This is a genomic window from Metapseudomonas resinovorans DSM 21078 (assembly GCF_000423545.1).
In the GTDB taxonomy this organism is placed as follows: domain Bacteria; phylum Pseudomonadota; class Gammaproteobacteria; order Pseudomonadales; family Pseudomonadaceae; genus Metapseudomonas; species Metapseudomonas resinovorans.
The window spans coordinates 51,612-70,281 of record NZ_AUIE01000026.1; the positions used below are offsets into that span (position 1 = coordinate 51,612).

Genomic DNA, 18,670 nt, shown 5'->3' on the forward strand with positions numbered 1-18,670 from the left:
CCAGCGGCAGAACGAAGAAACAGCGCCAGATATAGCTAGAAAAACCATATCAGATGAAATTTCGCGTGACGCCAACGGTAGGAGCGAGCTTGCTCGCGAAGCGCATACATTCGCGAGCAAGCTCGCTCCTACAGGTATTGCATATGCCGCCAATCTGATCACTAAAAAGCTAAATGATCTGAGTCTGTTTCCTTTTCGGCGAGCTTTCTAGAGTGGCGACCGCTCAGTCTTCCCAACCGAAAGGCACGCACATGAACACCGCAATCCCGGAACCGACCTACGACTACAAGGTGGTTCGCCAGTTCGCCCTCATGACCATCGTCTGGGGCATCGTCGGCATGGGCATGGGTGTGTTCATTGCCGCCCAGCTCGTCTGGCCGGCGCTGAACCTCGACCTGCCCTGGACCAGCTTCGGCCGCCTGCGCCCGCTGCACACCAACCTGGTGATCTTCGCCTTCGGCGGCAGCGCGCTGTTCGCCACCAGTTACTACACAGTGCAGCGCACCTGCCAGGCGCGGCTGTTCGGCGGCGCGCTGGCCGCCTTCACCTTCTGGGGCTGGCAGGCGCTGGTGGTGATCCTGCTGGTCACCCTGCCCCAGGGTCTGACCACCACCAAGGAATACGCCGAGGTGGAATTCACCGGTGCGGTATGGATGGGCATCGTCTGGATCGCCTACGCGGTGGTGTTCTTCGGCACGGTGATGAAGCGCAAGACCAGGCACATCTACGTGGGCAACTGGTTCTTCGGTGCGTTCATCGTGGTCACCGCGATGCTGCATGTCGTCAACCACATGGCCATCCCGGTGAGCTGGTTCAAGTCCTACTCGGTCTACTCCGGGGCCACCGATGCCATGGTGCAGTGGTGGTACGGGCACAACGCGGTAGGCTTCTTCCTGACCACCGGCTTCCTCGGGATGATGTACTACTTCATCCCCAAGCAGGCCGGGCGCCCGGTGTATTCCTATCGGCTGTCCATCGTGCACTTCTGGGCGCTGATCACCCTGTACATCTGGGCCGGTCCGCACCACCTGCACTACACCGCCCTGCCCGACTGGGCGCAGTCCCTCGGCATGGTGATGTCGATCATCCTCCTGGCGCCCAGTTGGGGCGGCATGATCAACGGCATGATGACCCTCTCAGGGGCCTGGCATAAGTTGCGCGAGGACCCGATCCTGCGCTTCCTCGTGGTGTCCCTGGCCTTCTACGGCATGAGCACCTTCGAAGGCCCGATGATGGCGATCAAGACCGTCAACGCCCTCTCCCACTACACCGACTGGACCATCGGCCACGTGCACGCCGGGGCGCTGGGCTGGGTGGCGATGATCACCATCGGCTCCCTGTACCACCTGATTCCGCGCCTTTACGGCCGCGCCCAGATGCACAGCATCGGCCTGATCAACGCCCACTTCTGGTTGGCCACCATCGGCACCGTGCTCTACATCGCCTCGATGTGGGTCAACGGCATCACCCAAGGGCTGATGTGGCGTGCAGTCAACGAAGACGGCACCCTGACCTACTCCTTCGTGGAGGCCCTGGAAGCCAGTTATCCCGGCTTCGTGGTGCGTATGGTGGGCGGCATCTTCTTCGTGACCGGCATGTTGCTGATGGCCTGGAACACCTGGCGCACGGTGCGCGTGGGCGATGCCCGTACGTCAGAGACAGTTCCGCAGGCGGTGGCCCATGGATAGTGAAAGCGCCTTCGCCCTGCTCAGTCTGGCCGCCGTGACCTTCTTCTACCTCGCCACCCAGGCCTGCCTGGGTGGCAGGAGCCAGCGCCAACTGGACGAAGCCACCATGCTGCCCTTCGCCGATGACGAACCCGTAGCCCAGCGCATGGAACGCGCGACCGGGCGCAGCAGCACGGGGTGCAGCTGTCCGGGGCGGTGTAATGGGGGGTGTGCGAGCCGGATAGAGATGGATGCCTGAGCCGGCAGGATGGGGCGGGCGGTGTTCCGCGAGCCAGCAACCCCATCGATCCGACAGCATGGGTTTCGCTCCGCTCTACCCATCCTACGGTCGCTGAACGGCAACAGCGACCGCCTTTTACCAGTAGTTCTCCACCGCCACCTGCCCCGGTCGGCGGGTCAGGCTGAGGTTCATGTCGCGCGCCTTCAGCACGGCGCGGGTGTCCTCGATCATCTGCGGGTTGCCGCAGAGCATCACGCGCGAGTGCTCCGGGGTCAGGTCCAGGCCGGCGGCGCGCTCCAGCTCGCCGTTCTCGATCAGTGTGGTGATGCGCCCATGCAAGGCACCGGCGACTTCCTCGCGGGTCACCACGGGGATATACAGCAGCTTGTCGGCCACGCCTTCCAGGTAGTCACGACTCTTCAGGTCGTCGATCAGCGGCTGGTAGGCCAGCTCGGCCGCCTGGCGCACGCTGTAGACCAGGATGATGCGCTCAAAGCGCTGCCAGACTTCCAGGTCCTGGAGGATCGACAGGAAGGGCGCAAGGCCAGTTCCGGTGGCCAGCAGCCAGAGGTCGCGACCATCGACGAAGCGATCGAGGGTAAGGAAGCCGAAGGCTGTCTTGTCCACCATCAGGGTGTCGCCTTCCTTAAGCCGCGACAGTTCGCTGGTGAACTCGCCTTCCGGTACGACGATCGAGAAGAACTCCAGATGCTCGTCGTGAGGCGCCGAAACCATGGAATAAGCGCGCCAGACGGTGCTGCCATCGGCCTTGGTCACCCCCAGGCGAGCGAACTGACCGGCGCGAAAGCGGAAACCCGCGTCGCGGGTGGTGCGCAGGGTGAACAGGTTAGGCGTCAGGGTCTGCACATCCAGCAGGGTCTGACGGGTGAACTTCTCTTCGCTGGCGGTCATACTCCGCTCCCACTCTTTTCCGATTCGTTCGAAGGCCGCCCCAGTGTCTCGCAAAGCGGCCTTCAGAAACACCGCCGGTTCTTATGCCTATATTTGCTACGCCTTTTGCCCAGCTCGACCTCGTTCGTCAGCCCGAACAGCAGGACGATCCGCTGCAGGCCTTCGACGCCGCCGATGAGTACCTGCTCAGTCACCTGCATGGGCAGGGGCTGACAGCCGAGGCGCGCATCCTGGTGCTGAACGACAGCTTCGGCGCCCTGGCCGCCAGCCTTGCCCCTCACGCGCGGGTCACCAGCAGCGGCGACTCGCATCTGGGCCATATCGCCCTGCAACGCAACCTGGCGCGCAATGGCCTCGATACCACCGCCGTGCACTTCGTACCCGCCTGTGAAGTGGCCGAAGGGCCATTCGACCGCGTGCTGATCCGCGTGCCCAAGACCCTGGCACTGCTGGAAGAACAACTGATCCGTCTGCACGGCCAGCTGGCCCCCGGCGCTAGCGTGATCGCCGCCGGCATGGTCAAGCACCTGCCTCACGCTGCGGGGGACCTGCTGGCGAAATACATCGGCCCGATGCAACCGTCACTGGCCGTGAAGAAGGCGCGCCTGCTGATCGCCACGCCCGAACAGAAGCCGGCCGTCACTTCGCCCTACCCCACCCGCTACCAACTGGACCAGCCACGCCTGACCCTGGTCAACCATGCCAACGTGTTCTGCCGCGAAGGCCTGGATATCGGTACCCGCGCCTTCCTCCCGCACCTGCCGCGCAGCCTGGCGGACGTCCGTGCGGCGGACCTGGGCTGCGGCAATGGCGTGCTCGGCATCGCCTACGCCCTGGCCAACCCGCAGGCGCAGATGACCCTGGTGGATGAGTCCTACATGGCGGTGCAATCGGCTCGGGAAAACTGGCAAGCGGCACTCGGCGAACGCCCTGTGGATATCCGCGCGGGCGACGGCCTGGCCGAACAGCCTGCGGACTCGCTGGACCTGGTGCTGTGCAACCCACCCTTCCACCAGCAGCAGGTGGTGGGCGACTTCCTCGCCTGGCGCATGTTCGTGCAGGCGCGCAATGCACTGGTGGCGGGGGGCGAGCTGTGGATCGTGGGCAACCGCCACCTGGGCTACCACGCCAAGCTCAAGCGCCTGTTCCGGGGTGTGGAGCAGGTGGCGGCTACGCCTAAGTTCGTGGTGTTAAAGGCAAGCAAATGACGACAACGGGCTACTGAGTCGTGTAGGGGCGAGTTCATTCGCCAAGGGCAGCGCAACTGCCCCTAACGCGAGCCAGCTACAACCACCCTCAGCCCCTCTCCCGGAGGGAGAGGGGAGAAAAGGTCTAGTGCGTACTCAACCCCGCCGCCGTCATGAACATCCGCAGCAGGTAGGCCACCGCGCCCAAGGCCAGCACGCTGAGGGCCCAGATGCCCACCAGCCAGCCCAGGCGCTGCCACAGCGGTTTCTTCTCTGACTTATCCACAGGCCGCTCCTAGTGATAACCGTCTTCCTGGGTCACCTTGCCGCGGAACACGTAGTAGCTCCAGGCGGTGTACATCAGGATGAAGGGAATGATGAACAGCGCGCCCACCAGGATGAAGCCTTGGCTCTGTGGCGGCGAGGCGGCCTCCCAGATGGAGATGGACGGCGGGATCACGTTCGGCCAGAGGCTGATACCCAGGCCGCTATAGCCGAGGAAAATCAGCACCAGGGTCAGCACGAAGGGCGCGTGGTGGGCGTTGTTCGCCACGGCGCGCAGCAACGCCCAGGTGCACACCAGCACCAGGATTGGCACCGGCATGAACCAGAACAGGTTGGGCAGGCTGAACCAGCGCGCGGCAATGTCCTCATGGGCCAGCGGCGTCCAGATGCTGACGATGCCGGTGATGGCCAGCAGCACCAGCACCAGCGGGCGCGCCAGGTCGTGCATCTGCTGCTGCAGGCGACCTTCGGTCTTCATGATCAGCCAGGTGCAGCCCAGCAACGCGTAGGCCGCGATCAGGCCGAGGCCACAGAACATCGGGAAGGGTGCCAGCCAGTCCAGCGAGCCGCCGGCAAAGGTGCGGTTCACCACCGGGATGCCTTCGATATAGGCGCCGAGCGCCACACCCTGGAAGAAGGTGGCGGCGATGGAGCCACCGATGAAGGCCTTGTCCCACAGGTGACGCTTGGCCGGCTTGGCCTTGAAGCGGAACTCGAAGGCCACGCCACGGAAGATCAGCCCCAGCAGCATCAGGATCAGCGGCAGGTAGAGCGCGGACAGCACCACCGAGTAGGCCAGCGGGAAAGCGCCGAACAGGCCGGCGCCTCCCAGAATCAGCCAGGTCTCGTTGCCGTCCCAGACCGGCGCGACAGTGTTCATCATCACGTCGCGCTCGCCGTCATCCTTGACGAAGGGGAAGAGGATGCCGATTCCGAGATCGAAACCGTCCATCACCACGTACATCATCACGCCGAAGATGATGATGATCGCCCAGATCAGTGAAAGATCGACGCCCATGGTTCAGCTCCTTACCTCGGTCGCGTTGTCGTCATCGTCCATGCCCTCTTCGGTCGCCGAGAGCGGGCGCGCAGGGGTGCGGTGCTGGCCGGGGCCGCCGATACCCTGTTCCTTGCCTTCGTGGGTGACCGGGCCCTTGCGCACCAGGCGCATCATGTAGCCCAGGCCCGCGCCGAAGAGCACGAAGTACACCACCACGAAGCTCACCAGGGTCAGGCTCATCTGCGTCACGCTGTGGTTGGACACCGCGTCGGCCGTGCGCATCAACCCATAGACCACCCAGGGCTGGCGGCCCATCTCGGTGGTGAACCAGCCGGCGAGGATTGCGATCAACCCGGACGGGCCCATCCACAGGCACAGGTAGAGGAACGGCCGGGACTGGAACAGCCCGCCGCGCCAGCGCAGCCACAGGCTCCACATGCCGGTGAGGATCATCAGCATGCCCAGGCCAGCCATGATGCGGAACGACCAGAACACCACGGTGGAGTTGGGGCGGTCTTCCTTCGGGAAGTCCTTCAGCGCCGGTACCTGCTTGTCCAGGCTGTGGGTCAGGATCAGGCTGCCGAGGTAGGGCACCTCCACCTTGAAGCGGGTTTCCTCGCGCTCCATGTCCGGCCAGCCGAAGAGGATCAGCGGGGTGGCTTCACCACTGCTGTTGTCCCAGTGGCCTTCCATCGCGGCGATCTTCGCCGGCTGGTGCTTGAGGGTATTGAGGCCGTGCAGGTCGCCGATGAACGCCTGTACCGGGGCCACGATCAGCGCCATCCACATGGCCATGGAGAGCATCTTGCGGATCGCCGGGTTGTCGCGGCCGCGCAGCAGGTGCCAGGCCGCCGAGGCGCCGACGAAGAAGGCGGTGGCGAGGAAGGCGGCGGTGGCCATGTGCAGCAGGCGGTAGGGGAAGGACGGGTTGAAGATCACCGCCAGCCAGTCCACCGGTACCACGCGGCCGTCGATGATCTCGAAGCCCTGCGGGGTCTGCATCCAGCTGTTGGAGGCGAGGATCCAGAAAGTGGAAATGATGGTGCCGATGGCCACCATCACCGTGGAGAAGAAGTGCAGGCCAGGGCCCACGCGGTTCCAGCCGAACAGCATGACGCCGAGGAAGCCGGCTTCGAGGAAGAACGCGGTGAGCACCTCGTAGGTCAGCAACGGCCCGGTGACCGCGCCGGCGAAGTCGGAAAAGGCGCTCCAGTTGGTGCCGAACTGGTAGGCCATGACCAGGCCGGAAACCACGCCCATGCCGAAGTTCACGGCGAATATCTTCGACCAGAAGTGATAGAGGTCGCGGTAGACCTCCTCGCGTGTTTTCAGCCACAACCCTTCCAGGACGGCGAGGTAGCTCGCCAGGCCGATGGTGATGGCCGGGAAGATGATGTGGAAGGACACGGTGAAGGCGAACTGCATTCGGGCGAGATCGAGAGCCTCCAATCCGAACATGGCGAATCCTCTAATCAGGTTGATACGGGTGCAGGCCCCGCGCGACTCCACCGGATAGAGGAGCCAGGCCGGACCGAATTGTTCTTGTGAGGTCTGCTGCGACTGGATGCGGGCCAGATTGGCCCTTCACAAACCCGCGCCAGGGGTTTTGACGCGGATCAAGCAATGCATAGAGAGTAGCCGTTCAAGGCTTTCAGGCAGCTGTGGTTCGTTGCCGCGCGACAGGTTGCCGCGCGGCCGACCGCCGCATGGAATATGCAGGGGTATGGAGTTTCAGGACGCGGAACAGGGATAGAGCGCCTCAGGGCTGTCCACATCCCGCAGCACACCCGGATCGTCCACCCCCACCGCCACCCAGGCGGCGGCATGGGCGCGCAGCACCCGCCGCGCGCCTTCGTCGCCGGTGAGCGCCTGGAGTTCCGGCCAGAAGTCCCGTCCGAAGAGCACGGGATGACCACGCTCATCGTGATGCACAGGGAACACGATACGGTCCGACGCGGCCTTGGCCAGCAGCGTGCGCAGGCTGGATTCAGCGATCCAGGGCATGTCCCCGAGCAGTACGGCGATGGCTTCTCCCCCGCCACCAGCAAGCGCCCGCGCACCGGCCGCGAGGCTATGGCCCATGCCCTGCCCGGCGTCTTCGCACAGGATGATGCTGCAGCTTTCCGGCAGCCCCAACTCCGCCGAATCGTCTTCCGGGCGCAGCACTACATGCACCTCGTCGAACACCGTCCGGGCACGCTCCAGGCTGGCTGCCAGCAGCGTGCGGCCGTCAGCCAGGGCGGCGCGGCGCTTGTCGCTGCCAAAGCGGGTGCCGAAACCGGCGGCGAGGATCAGGGCGGGGACATTGGGCATGCATCAACTCCCGGGGCGATGAAACTGTAGGGGCGATTTCAATCGCCAAGCAGGCCGAAGGTCTGCCCTGCAAGGCCGAAGGGGGGCAGCATAGCTGCCCTTGGCGAATGAATTCGCCCCTACAAGGATTCGTGCGATTGAATTCGCCTGATCACACCCGCTCGCGCGCAATCCCATTGCGCACCCGCAGGATGTCCGCGAGCACCGCCAGGGCGATTTCGGACGGGGTCTTGCTGCCAAGGTTCAGGCCAATGGGGGCGATGATGCGCGCAAGCTCCGCCTCATTCAGGCCACCGACCCGGCGCAGGCGCTCCATGCGCTTGGCGCTGGTGGCCATGGAGCCCATCACGCCGATGTAAAAGGCCTCGGTGCGAACCGCCTCGATCATCGCCAGGTCGTCGATCTTCGGATCATGGGTCAGGGCAACCACGGCGGTATCGGCGTGACAGCCGCCCTGGCGGATGAACTCCGAAGGCAGCTCGCGGCGGATTTCCACGCCCGGCAGCTCGACGCCGTGCAACACCTCATCACGCGGGTCGCAGAGCACCACCTCGAAGCCCAGGCTCTGGCCAAACTCGGCGCATACCTGGGCCACCGTGGAGTAGCCCGCCAGCAAAAGGCGCTGGGCGGCGCCGACGCGCAGGTGCAGCAGGTCGCCCAGGCGCTCCACTCGCGGGCCGTGGTCGCGGTCAGGCAACAACCGACGCACGCCCTCGGGCAGGGCGACCTCGCGGATCAAGCGGCGCTGGCCGGCCAAGGCCGTTTCCAGCTCTCGCAGGTGCGCCTGGACATCGCAGTCGGCGGGCAGGTTTTCCACCAGCACGTCGAGAATGCCGCCGCAGGGCAGACGGATCGACGACTGGGTATCGCTGCCGTCGCCATAGCGCACCAGTTGAACCGGCTCGGCAAAGGCACCGGCGACCAGGCGTTCGAGAAAGTCATCTTCCACGCAGCCGCCCGACAGCGAGCCGATCCAGTGCCCGTCGGCGGTGGCAGCCAGCAGGGAGCCCGGCGCACGGGGCGCCGAGCCATAGGTCGCGAGGACGGTGCAGAGCCACACGCGCTGGCCGGAAGCGGACCACTCCAGCGCCTTGCGCACCACCAGCAGATCGAGGTGTTGCATCGTGGGAAATACCCTAATCAGTGAGACGACAGGACCTCGCCGCGCAGTTCCGTCACCCGCTCCGGGCTCACCTCAGCCTCAAGGCCGCCCCAGGTCTGACGCAGGTAGTTGAGCAGGTCGCGCATCTGGCCGTCGTCGAGTTTATCCCTGAAGCCGGGCATTGGCTGCATCCGTTCGAAACCGGTGAACTGCTGCTCGCGGATGCCGTCGTCGATCACCCGCAGCAGGTTGCGGGAATCCGCCAGGCGCAGGGTGGTGTTGCCGTTCATGGCAACTGCCACGTGCGGCACGCCTTCTCCTGCCACGCCGTGGCAACCGGCACAGACGTTGAGGTAGTCCTGGCGCCCGCGAGCGGCGCTTTCGCCCAGTTCAGCCTCGGCCACGGCAGCTATCTTGCGCGGCGCCGGCGGCTCTTCGCCCAGCAGGTAGGTGGCCATGGCGCGGTGATCATCCTGAGGCAGGTACTGGGTGCTGTGGTGCAGCACCGGGTACATCTCGTTGAATACCGAACCCTGATCGCTGATGCCGTGCTTGAGGAAGGTGGACAAGTCGTCCGTGGTCCAGCCGCGCTCGGCCAGGTCCTTGGCCAGCAGGCTCGGGGCCTCGTAGCCGAGGATCACGCCGCCGGTCATGCGCAGGTCCTGCTGCAGGGCACCCAGCGCGTTACGCGGGGTGTGGCACTCGCCGCAGTGGCCGAGCACTTCCACCAGGTACTGGCCGCGCTGCCACTCCTCGCCCTTGCCGTCGGCCGGCTCGAGCTGCACGCGGTTCTTGTAGAGCATGTTCCAGAAAGTCATGCCGAAGCGCACGTTGAAGGGGAAGGCCAGGTCGGTCTTCGGGCTCGGCTTGGCGATGGGCTCCAGGCTCATCAGATAGGCGTAGATGGCGTCGGAGTCTTCACGCTTGAGCAGGTGGTAGGAGGTGTAGGGCATGGCCGGGTAGAGCTTGCCGCCGTCCTTGCGCTCGCCCTGGGTCACGGCCTTGTAGAACTCTTCAGCGCTGTAGTCGCCGATGCCATGCTCCTTGTCCGGAGTGATGTTGGTGCCGTAGATGGTGCCGAACGGCGACACCAGCGGCAGGCCGCCAGCGTACTCGGCACCGCCTTCGATGCTGTGGCAGGCCACGCAGTCGGCGGCACGGGACAGGTACTTGCCACGCTCGATCAGCGCCTTGTCCGCCGGCTGTTCAGCGGCTTGGGCGGCCAGGGGCAGCAGCAGGGCTGCGAGGAGTAACGAGCGCATCCTCAACCCTCCTTGACCAGGCCGAGACCTTCCACCACTTCGCGCGCGGCGTTGTAGTAGCGGACGTAGCCGGTGCAGCGGCAGATGTGGTTGCCCAGGGCGTGTTCGATCTCCCCTTCCAGTTCACTGCGCTTGACCGGCTGGCGCTGGAGCTTTTCCACCAGCACGGTGGCGGCGTTGACGTAGCCGGGGGTGCAGTAGCTGCACTGGAAGGCGAACTGGTCGATGAACTTCTGCTGGATCGGGTTCAGCTCGGTCACTTCGCCCTTGGCATCACGCTTGGCGTGGCCTTCGATGGTGCGCACCTTCCTGCCGTCGAAGAAGTGCGCGCCGGTGATGCAGGTGCGGATCTCCTCGCTGGTGCCGTCGGGCTTGTCGAGGATCGCCACGCAGGCATGGCAGATGCCCTGGCCGCAACCCAGGCGCGAGCCGGTGAGGTTCAGGTGTTCGTGGAGGAACTCGATCATCATCAGGTCGTCGTCCACGGTGAAGGGACCGACGGCCTGGCCGTTGAGGGTCATGCTGAGGGCGCGCTTAGCCATGGAGGGCCTCCTTGATGCGGGCCGGAGTCAGGGGAAGGTCGCGCAGGCGCTTGCCGGTGGCGTGGGCCACGGCGTTCACGATGGCGCCGACCACCGGGATCATCACCACTTCGGCAATGCCCTTGGCCGGGTCGCTGGGCGACAGCGGCGGGAGGATTTCAGCGGTCTGTTTCCACACCGCGCAGTCCTTGGCGCGGGGCAGCTGGTAACGGTTGAAGTTCCAGGTGCCTTCGCCGGGGCCGCCCTCGTACAGCGGCATGTCTTCCAGCAGCGCGTGGCCGATGCCCATGGCGATGCCGCCTTCGAGCTGACCGAGCACCAGTTCGGGCACGATCACCCGGCCACACTCCAGCCAGGAATGGTGGTTGATCACCCGCGCCTCACCACTGCCCTTGTTCACCTTCACTTCCACCAGCGTCGCCACCGGGCTGTAGTAGGTGACCATGGCGTTGTTCAGCTGGGTCGGCGGATAGCTGATGGCGGTACGGTCCAGCAGGTGGTAGCCGTGGCTGGTCATCTTCGCCTTCTTCTCCTTGGCAGCACCGTCACCGTATTTAGCGGCCACGGCGTCCAGCGGGAAGGTGTCGCGCTTGCCGTCGATGTCGAACTCGCCCTCGGCCCAGGCCCAGCGGTTGAAACCGTGGACGCTGACACCCGTGACCAGGCCCAGCTCGTGGGCCTTGTGCGCCAGCACCTCGAAGGGGATCGGCGGCAGGCCATTGGCGGTCAGTTTGCCTTCCACCCAATGGGCGTCCTCGCGGCGTACCACGTAGGGGTTGGCCAGGCCGCCAAACTCGCCGCGCCCCCAGATGCTCAGCGCCGCCGGCCACAGGCCGTGGTTGAAGAGGATACGTGCCGCCTCGCGGGTGCCGTGGCCGGAGTAGTAGGCCGAGTTGGTGGCCGAGGACGGCGACGCCAGCTTGCCGACCCAGCGCGGGTTCTTCAGCGCGGCATCCTGTTCAGCCTGGCTGATCAGGTAAGGGTTGCCGCTGGTGGTCAGGTCCAGCTCGGACCATTCGGTGACGCCGGTGCGGATCTCATGGGCCGGGCGGCCCAGGTAGTCCGCCACCAGCAGCGCCTGGGAGGTCGCCATGCCGGTGCCCATGTCGATGGCGATCTGGCGCAGCGTCACGCGGCCGTCGGCGGTGAACTCCAGGCTCGCCATGGGGGCCTCGGAGCCGGTGCCGAAGTCCTTCTGGCAGATGGCGAAGCCTACGCCGTAGTAGTTGTCCGGGTCCTTCGCCTCTTCTTCGCGCTTGCGCGTGTCGCGGTTCTTCCAGACCTCGTGCTGCGCAGCCTTGTCGAGGATTTCGTCCAGGCGCAGGGCACCGGCGGGAATCGCGCCCTGGGTGTTCTTCATGCCGGACTTGAAGACGTTCTTGCGACGCAGCTCAATGGGGTCGACGCCCAGGCGCGCGGCGACCTCGTCCACCATCATTTCGGTGGCGGCCATGGTCTGCAGGGTGCCGTATCCACGCATGGAACCGGCTTCGACCCCACGGGAGTGGTAGGCGGTGGCCGCCAGATCGCTCTGCGGGAGGTAGTAGATGGACTGCGCGGCAGTAGCACCCACGGCGGCGACCGAGGGGCTGTAGTTGATGCGACCGCCGCCGTCGACATCCATGTGGGCACGAAAGATCTGGAACGACAGGTCGTCCTTCTTCACCGCCAGTTGGTAATGCATGTCGAAGGGGTGGCGCTTGATGCCGCTCTGGAACTGCTCGTAGCGGTCATTGGCCAGGCGCACCGGCACGCCGTCGCCGTAGATGGCGGCCAGGGCGGCGTAGAACACGAAGATGTTGTTGTCCTTGGAGCCGTAACCGACGGTGTAGCCGGGGTGCATGTTCAGCTTCTGCACCTTGAAGCGCGACGGCGCCAGCATGTGCGCGGTCTGCTCGGCCACCTCGAAGGGGCACTGGGTGGCCACGACGAAATGCAGGGTGCCGGTGGCCGGGTCGTACCAGCCGTTGCCGTTGTCCGCTTCCAGGGCGGCCGGCTCGATGGACTGGGTCTTGAAGCGTTCGTCGAAGACCATCCAGCCTTCTGGCGGATTGGCCAGCTTCAACTGCATCTGCTCAGCGTGGTAGAGGCCCTGGGCGGTCAGATCGCCAGCCGGGTTGCCAGCGCCCCAGGTGGGTTTGCGCTCGCGGATCAGCGGGAACAGCATGCTGTCCTTCAGGCTGGAGAAGGTATCCGGCTCGAAAGGCGTGGCACCGCCAACGCGCACGAAGCGGAAACTGCCGTAGGGGTCACGCTGGTACAGCGGAGCCTGGGCACCGTAGCGCACCACCTTCTCGTTGAACTTGAGGATGTTCTTCGCCCGACGGTAACGGTCGAAGTCTTTCCAGATCAGCAGCGCCACCGGGTGGCCGATGAACATCGGCACCTGGCCTTCGGGCAGGAAGGGGTCGGGGTTGTGGCCTTCAGGGAAGGCGATGCCGTCCCGTGCGAGGTCGACAGCCGTCACCACGCGATCGGGCTTGAGCTCTTCGCCAAGCATGGACAGGTCGATGCCTTGGTAAAGATGATCGGCACGGGTGGCCTTGAGCAGCAGCGCATGGCCTTGCTGCTGCGGCCAGCCGGGCATGTCCTTGGCGCGAATGTCTCGAGCGAACACCTTGCCGCCGCAGACCTTGCTGACGCCGTCGATCCGCCCACGAGCCTGGCCACCAACGGTGTGCCAGGGCTCCGGCGTGCGGGTGACCTGCTCTTCGAACAGCGCGGCGAAGGCCTTGCTGCCCAAAGGGGCAAGGGTGATGCCGATACCGGCGACGACGCTGCCTTGCAGGAAGGCGCGACGGGATAACTCAGGAGTGGACATGCCCGTTCCTCATCGACCGGCGGTGGCCGGCCCTTTTCTTTGTGCAAAACACGGTTGTCGGCCCTTCCGGGGAGAAGGGCCGTAGATATGAGAGTAGTCGGAGGGATAAACCTGACTTTAAAGTCAAATTCTAACGAAATCACTGACAGACACAAAGGGGAAATCTGTCTCTTTGGTCAGAAATTTCCGAGGAGCAGGCGCTGATCGAACGCTCTCTTCGGCAAATGCAACCGCATGTTTCCGCCGTCGTGCTAGGCTGCGCCACCGTTAGCAGCCTAAGCTTTTTCCGGATATGTCTCAGGCCCTCCTCCTACGCCACCATCGTCCCTTCCTGGCTTTCTGGTTCGCCCGCGTCTGCACGGCAAGCGGTTTCCAGATGATCACAGTCGCCATCGGCTGGCATATCTACGAACTCACCGGCAGCGTGCTCGACCTGGGCCTGGTCGGCCTGGTGGAGTTCCTGCCACGGGTGATGTTCATGCTGCATACCGGGCATGTGGCCGACCGCTTCGACCGCCGCCGCGTTGCCGCCCTTTGCCAGGTGCTGCAGGCCCTGGTGGCTGGGGCGCTGGTGTTCGCCAGCGCCACTGATAGCGCCAGCCGCGAGCTGATCTTCCTGATGGCCTTCGTTCTCGGAGCCGCGCGCGCCTTCGAGATGCCGGCTACCCAGGCACTGTTACCCAATGTGGTGCCCAAGGAACTGTTCCCCCGCGCCGTTGCCGCCTCTGCGTCAGCGATGCAGGCAGCCACCATCGTCGCGCCGGCCCTCGGCGGCCTGCTCTACGCCTTCGGCAGCCTGTGGGTCTACGGCCCGACGGCGGTTCTCTACATCGCCGCCTGCGTCCTGATGCTGGGCCTTTCGAGCAGCCAGCAGCAGGCCAACAAGGCGCCGGCCAACCTGGAGAACCTGCTGGCGGGCATCCGCTTCATCCGCAGCCGGCCGGACATCCTCGGCGCGATCTCCCTGGACCTCTTCGCTGTGCTGCTGGGTGGCGCCACCGCCCTGCTCCCGGTGTTCGCCAAGGACATCCTGCTCACCGGCCCCTGGGGCCTGGGCCTGTTGCGCTCGGCTCCGGCGGTCGGCGCATTGCTGATGTCCTTCTGGCTGGCGCGCTTCCCCATCGAGCGCAATGTCGGGCGAATCATGTTCACCTCGGTGGGGGTGTTCGGCGTGGCGACCATCGCCTTCGGCCTGTCCACCTCCTTCTGGTTCTCCCTGGCGGTGCTGGCCGTGCTCGGCGCGGCGGACATGATCAGCATGGTGATCCGCGGTGCCTTCGTGCAGCTGCACACCCCGGACGAGATGCGTGGCCGCGTCAGTGCGGTGAATGGGCTGTTCATCGGCGCTTCCAACCAGTTGGGTGAGTTCGAGTCCGGCGTCACCGCCGCCTGGTTCGGCACCGTGCCGGCGGTGGTCATGGGCGGTGTCGGCACGCTGATCGTGACCGGCCTGTGGATGAAACTGTTCCCGAGCCTGGCCAAGCGGGACAAGCTGCACTGAGCCTGCTTTTCGTGGGGATGAGCCAATTGTAGGGGCGAATTTATTCGCCAAGCAGGCCGAAGGGCTGCCCTGCATAACCCTGGGGAGCGGTTTTGCCGCCCTTGGCGAATGAATTCGCTCCTACAGGACAAGCCCCTGCAACTCTCCCGTCACTCCACCAGCATCGCCTTGGCGATTTCGTTGCGCTTGGCCTTGCCGCACAGCTGTTCCACCAGGGTCAGCGCGAAGGCCAGGGCAGAGCCCGGCCCTTGGGCGGTGATGCAGTTGCCGTCGACCACCACCGGCTGGTCGACGAAGGCGCAACCGGACAGCCGGTCGCTGAAGGTCGGGTAGCAGGTCATGCGGCGCTGGCGCAGCACGCCGTAGGGCTGCAGGGCCATAGCCGGGGAGGCGCAGATGGCAGCGAAGAAACGGCCGGCCTTGGCCTGCTGGCGGACCTTCTCGGCCAGCGGCTCGTGCTCGCCCAGGCGCTGGGCGCCGGGCATGCCACCGGGCAGGACGATCAGGTCGTATTCCTGGGCCAGCACGTCCAGCAGCATGGTGTCGGCGGTCAGGCGAGTGCCGCGGGCCAGTGTGATCATCCGGCGGGTTTCGATGCTGGCCACCACGGTCTTGATGTCGGCGCGCCGCAGCACGTCGATCAGGGTCACGGTTTCCAGGTCTTCAACGCCTTCGGCAACGGCGATCAGGGCCTGGAGATGAGGTTGGGTATGCATGGTGTTCTCCTTTTCCTGGAAACCGAAGCTGTCCGTCCGGTCATAAATTCACCGCTCCGGGGCGAGCTGGTATGATGCGCGCCTTTTTTCAGACTGGCAGAGAAAAGTCCATGGCGCCCGCGTGCGCCGTGCATTTGTGCTTTGCTTTTCGCCAGCTGAATGACAACGACGCAGTGCGTCACGGGGAGCCCACACATGCTGGAAAAGCTGTTCCAACTCAAGGCGCACGATACCAATGTGCGCACCGAGGTCCTGGCCGGTCTGACGACCTTCCTGACGATGGCCTACATCCTCTTCGTCAACCCGGCCATCCTCGGCGAGACCGGCATGGACAAGGGTGCGATCTTCGTCGCCACCTGCCTTGCAGCCGCTATCGGCTCGGCCACCATGGCGCTGATCGCCAACTACCCCATCGCCCTGGCCCCCGGCATGGGCCTGAACGCCTTCTTTACCTACACCGTGGTCCTGCAGATGGGTCACACCTGGCAGGTGGCCCTGGGCGCCGTGTTCCTCTCCGCCTGCATGTTCTTCGTGCTTTCGGTGTTCAAGATCCGTGAGTGGATCATCAACAGCATCCCGCTGGAACTGCGCTCGGCCATCGCCGCCGGCATCGGCCTGTTCCTCGGGTTGATCGCCCTGCAGAAGGCCGGCATCGTTGCCGCCCACCCGGTGACCATGCTGACCGTCGGTGACCTGACCAAGCCCGAGCCGATCCTCGCCGTGCTCGGCTTTTTCCTGATCGTCGCCCTGGAAGCCCGCAAGGTGACCGGCGCCGTGCTCATCGGCATCCTCCTGGTGACCATCGCCGGCATCGCGCTGGGCGTCTCCCAGTTCGCTGGCATCTTCTCCATGCCGCCGTCGCTGGCCCCCACCTTCCTCCAGCTGGACATCAAGGGGGCGCTGGAAATCGGCCTGGTGAGCGTGATTTTCGCCTTCCTCTTCGTCGACCTGTTCGACAACTCCGGCACCCTGATCGCCGTGGCGAAGAAGGCTGGCCTGATGCGCGCCGATGGCTACATGCCGAAGATGGGCCGTGCCCTGATCGCCGACTCCACCGCCGCCATGGGTGGTTCCCTGCTGGGTACCTCCACCACCACCAGCTATATCGAGTCCGCCGCGGGCGTCAGCGCCGGTGGCCGTACCGGCCTCACCGCGCTGGTGGTGGCCGTACTGTTCCTGCTGGCGCTGTTCCTCTCGCCGCTGGCGGGTAGCGTGCCGGCCTTCGCCACCGCGCCGGCACTGTTCTTCGTTGCCGTGCTGATGGCCTCGGGCCTGGCCGAGATAGATTGGAGCGACCTGACCACTGCCGCTCCCGTGCTGATCACCACCCTGGCCATGCCGTTCACCTATTCCATTGCCGATGGCATCGCCTTCGGTTTCATCGCCTGGGCCGCGATCAAGACCCTCGCCGGCCGCTATAAAGAGCTGAGCCCGGCGCTGGTGATCCTCGCGGTGCTCTTTGTTATCAAGATGGGTTTCTTCCACTGATGAGTCGTCCCCAGTTCGACCCGGCGGCCTACGCCGCCCAGCTTGCCGAGAAGACGCAGCGCCTGAAGGCGCTGCTGGCGCCCTTCGATGCCCCGGAACCGGACGTCTTCGAATCCCCCCGTGAGCACTATCGCCTGCGCGCGGAATTCCGCCTGTGGCGCGAGACCGGCAGCGAAAACCGCCACTACGCGATGTTCGAAGCCGGCGACAAGTTCACCCCGGTGATGATCGAAGACTTCCCCATCGCCAGCCGCCGCATCAACGAACTGATGCCGCGCCTGAAAGCCGGCTGGCAAGCGAGCAAGGTGCTGTCCTTCAAGCTGTTCCAGGTGGAGTTCCTGACCACCCTGGCCGGCGATGCGCTGATCACGCTCTGCTACCACCGCCCGCTGGACGACGCCTGGCAGGCCGAAGCCGCGACGCTGGCCGCCGAACTGGGTGTGAGCCTGGTAGGTCGTTCCAAGGGCAAGCGCATCGTCATCGGCCGCGACTATGTCGAGGAAGCACTGACCGTTTCTGGCCAGGTGTTCCGCTATCGCCAGCCGGAGGGGGCCTTCACCCAGCCCAATGGCGAGGTGAACCAGAAGATGCTGGGCTGGGCCTTCGACGTGCTGGGCGATCGCCAGGACGACCTGCTCGAGCTCTATTGCGGCAACGGCAACTTCACGCTGCCGCTGGCTACCCGCGTGCGCAAGGTGCTGGCCACCGAGATCAGCAAGACCTCGGTGAATGCCGCCCTGGCCAACCTGGCCGATAACGCTGTGGATAACGTCACCCTGGTGCGCCTGTCCGCGGAGGAACTGACCGAAGCGCTGAACGAAGTGCGCCCATTCCGCCGCCTGGCGGGTATCGACCTCAAGCGCTATGAGTTCGGCAGCGTCTTCGTCGACCCGCCCCGCGCCGGCATGGACCCGGACACCTGCGAACTGACCCGCCGCTTCGACCGCATCCTCTATATCTCCTGCAATCCGGAGACGCTGGCGGCGAACATCCAGCAGTTGAGCGATACCCACAAGGTGGTGCGCTGCGCCCTGTTCGATCAGTTCCCCTACACGCACCACATGGAATCGGGCGTGCTGCTGGAGCGGCGCTGAGTTCGGTGGTGGCTCGATGAAACGTCCCCCCCTGACTACAGAACCGTAGGATGGGTTGAGGCACGAAACCCATGCAGCCACGGTTGATCGGTTTCGCAGGCTCAACCCATCCTACGAGGGCTGGGAAGCCTAGGCCCCATCCAGCTTGCGTAACGCGGCAAAGGCCATCCCCGCCGACACCACCTCGAACAGCAGCGCGTAGAGGTTGAAGGTCTGCCCCAGACTGCCGTCCAGCCAGAGGCCACTGATCCGCCCCAAGGCGAGGGCGACATAGATCAGCACCAGCAGGTCCAGCGCTGCCCGCGCCAGTTGCAGGCGCAGTTGGGCCAGCAGCAGGAAGGCCGCGATGCCCAACTGCAGACAGCCGTAGTAAGCACGCACATCGGTCACCGCCGAAGGGTCCATCAGCAGCATGCCGCTGAGGCTGGCCATTTCTTCCGGGCGGATGAAGTACGCCAGCCCGAAGCCAGCAAGAATGAGGGCCTGCAGGCCCAGCAGGATGCGGGTGAAGAGCATCGTCTGGTCTCACAACGAGGTCA

Annotated in this window: 17 protein-coding genes; 6 read left to right on the forward strand and 11 right to left on the reverse strand. The window is 65.0% G+C overall.

The genetic code is table 11. The annotated features are described in order from the left end of the window. Positions 1 to 251 precede the first annotated feature (251 nt). Positions 252 to 1,688: a cytochrome-c oxidase, cbb3-type subunit I gene (ccoN, locus tag G559_RS0118420; RefSeq protein WP_028629658.1), complete on the forward strand. Its 1,437-nt coding sequence runs from the start codon at positions 252 to 254 to the stop codon at positions 1,686 to 1,688. Continuing rightward, positions 1,681 to 1,926, forward strand: coding sequence for a hypothetical protein (locus tag G559_RS0118425; protein WP_028629659.1), 246 nt, complete (start codon positions 1,681 to 1,683; stop codon positions 1,924 to 1,926). Before ccoN ends, G559_RS0118425 begins: the two co-directional genes overlap by 8 nt. 117 nt (positions 1,927 to 2,043) lie before the next feature. Here the strand turns inward: G559_RS0118425 and G559_RS0118430 are convergent, their stop codons facing one another. Then, positions 2,044 to 2,820, reverse strand: coding sequence for a ferredoxin--NADP reductase (locus tag G559_RS0118430; protein WP_028629660.1), 777 nt, complete (start codon positions 2,818 to 2,820; stop codon positions 2,044 to 2,046). 83 nt (positions 2,821 to 2,903) lie between these two features. Between G559_RS0118430 and G559_RS0118435 the strand changes: the two genes are divergently transcribed. After that, the gene (locus G559_RS0118435; protein ID WP_028629661.1) at positions 2,904 to 4,028 is read left to right on the forward strand and encodes a methyltransferase; all 1,125 of its coding nucleotides are present in this window, start codon (positions 2,904 to 2,906) and stop codon (positions 4,026 to 4,028) included. A 124-nt stretch (positions 4,029 to 4,152) separates the two neighbouring features. Here the strand turns inward: G559_RS0118435 and G559_RS29070 are convergent, their stop codons facing one another. From G559_RS29070 to G559_RS0118475, 8 genes are all read right to left on the reverse strand, one after another. After that, positions 4,153 to 4,293, reverse strand: a complete 141-nt coding sequence (locus tag G559_RS29070; RefSeq protein WP_036997560.1) for a DUF2474 domain-containing protein — start codon at positions 4,291 to 4,293, stop codon at positions 4,153 to 4,155. A gap of 9 nt (positions 4,294 to 4,302) precedes the next feature. Beyond that, the gene (cydB, locus tag G559_RS0118445; protein ID WP_028629662.1) at positions 4,303 to 5,310 is read right to left on the reverse strand and encodes a cytochrome d ubiquinol oxidase subunit II; all 1,008 of its coding nucleotides are present in this window, start codon (positions 5,308 to 5,310) and stop codon (positions 4,303 to 4,305) included. 3 nt (positions 5,311 to 5,313) lie between these two features. Then, the gene (locus G559_RS0118450) at positions 5,314 to 6,750 is read right to left on the reverse strand and encodes a cytochrome ubiquinol oxidase subunit I (RefSeq protein WP_028629663.1); all 1,437 of its coding nucleotides are present in this window, start codon (positions 6,748 to 6,750) and stop codon (positions 5,314 to 5,316) included. A gap of 273 nt (positions 6,751 to 7,023) precedes the next feature. Beyond that, positions 7,024 to 7,605 carry a nucleotidyltransferase family protein gene (locus tag G559_RS0118455; RefSeq protein ID WP_028629664.1) on the reverse strand — a complete coding sequence of 194 codons (582 nt, stop codon included), beginning with the start codon at positions 7,603 to 7,605 and terminating at the stop codon, positions 7,024 to 7,026. A 151-nt stretch (positions 7,606 to 7,756) separates the two neighbouring features. Next, positions 7,757 to 8,728, reverse strand: a complete 972-nt coding sequence (locus G559_RS0118460) for an XdhC family protein (protein ID WP_028629665.1) — start codon at positions 8,726 to 8,728, stop codon at positions 7,757 to 7,759. A 17-nt stretch (positions 8,729 to 8,745) separates the two neighbouring features. After that, positions 8,746 to 9,969, reverse strand: coding sequence for a cytochrome c (locus tag G559_RS0118465; RefSeq protein ID WP_028629666.1), 1,224 nt, complete (start codon positions 9,967 to 9,969; stop codon positions 8,746 to 8,748). A 2-nt stretch (positions 9,970 to 9,971) separates the two neighbouring features. Further along, a complete protein-coding gene (locus G559_RS0118470; RefSeq protein ID WP_028629667.1) occupies positions 9,972 to 10,511 on the reverse strand; it encodes a (2Fe-2S)-binding protein in 540 nt (179 codons plus the stop codon). Then, a complete protein-coding gene (locus G559_RS0118475) occupies positions 10,504 to 13,332 on the reverse strand; it encodes a xanthine dehydrogenase family protein molybdopterin-binding subunit (protein WP_028629668.1) in 2,829 nt (942 codons plus the stop codon). The genes G559_RS0118470 and G559_RS0118475 overlap by 8 nt, the downstream gene beginning before the upstream one ends. Before the next feature lie 292 nt (positions 13,333 to 13,624). On the opposite strand from G559_RS0118475, the gene G559_RS0118480 reads away from it, so the two are divergent. Continuing rightward, positions 13,625 to 14,833: an MFS transporter gene (locus G559_RS0118480; protein ID WP_028629669.1), complete on the forward strand. Its 1,209-nt coding sequence runs from the start codon at positions 13,625 to 13,627 to the stop codon at positions 14,831 to 14,833. 149 nt (positions 14,834 to 14,982) lie between these two features. On the opposite strand, the gene G559_RS0118485 is transcribed toward G559_RS0118480, so the two are convergent. Next, on the reverse strand, positions 14,983 to 15,549 hold the full coding sequence (locus G559_RS0118485; protein ID WP_028629670.1) for a DJ-1 family glyoxalase III: 567 nt from the start codon (positions 15,547 to 15,549) through the stop codon (positions 14,983 to 14,985). Positions 15,550 to 15,744: 195 nt separating this feature from the next. Between G559_RS0118485 and G559_RS0118490 the strand changes: the two genes are divergently transcribed. After that, positions 15,745 to 17,037: an NCS2 family permease gene (locus G559_RS0118490; protein WP_028629671.1), complete on the forward strand. Its 1,293-nt coding sequence runs from the start codon at positions 15,745 to 15,747 to the stop codon at positions 17,035 to 17,037. Then, positions 17,037 to 18,131, forward strand: coding sequence for a tRNA (uridine(54)-C5)-methyltransferase TrmA (gene trmA, locus G559_RS0118495; protein WP_028629672.1), 1,095 nt, complete (start codon positions 17,037 to 17,039; stop codon positions 18,129 to 18,131). The genes G559_RS0118490 and trmA overlap by 1 nt, the downstream gene beginning before the upstream one ends. Positions 18,132 to 18,260: 129 nt before the next feature. Here the strand turns inward: trmA and G559_RS0118500 are convergent, their stop codons facing one another. Beyond that, positions 18,261 to 18,647 (reverse strand): DUF4345 domain-containing protein, encoded by a 387-nt coding sequence (locus tag G559_RS0118500; protein ID WP_028629673.1) that lies wholly within the window; start codon positions 18,645 to 18,647, stop codon positions 18,261 to 18,263. Positions 18,648 to 18,670: the final 23 nt, after the last annotated feature.